This is a genomic window from Gemmiger formicilis (genome assembly GCF_016901605.1).
Lineage (GTDB): Bacteria > Bacillota > Clostridia > Oscillospirales > Ruminococcaceae > Gemmiger > Gemmiger formicilis_B.
Genome location: NZ_JACJKP010000837.1, coordinates 1 through 220 on the forward strand (window position 1 = coordinate 1; position 220 = coordinate 220).

General features: G+C 53.2%; 1 protein-coding gene. It reads right to left on the minus strand.

Annotated features, from left to right (window positions below):
* The coding region (locus H6B10_RS18955; RefSeq protein WP_345941875.1) for a hypothetical protein at positions 1-220 on the minus strand (220 nt) is incomplete at both ends.

The window sequence follows — 220 nt, forward strand, 5'->3', positions numbered from 1 at the left end:
CTCCAGGCTGACCATGTCTTTGTTGACACGCTGGTAGAAGTCCCAGTCCTCGTCCAGCACATAAGCGATGCCGCCGCTCATACCGGCTGCAAAGTTTTTGCCGGTTTTGCCCAGATGGAAGAAAAGGGCGAGGACAGCGAGCAGGCCCAGATTGAAGCATTCTATGCCATGAAAAACGCCAAGTAAGGGAGGCAGCAACAATGGGTAAACCGACAGGATT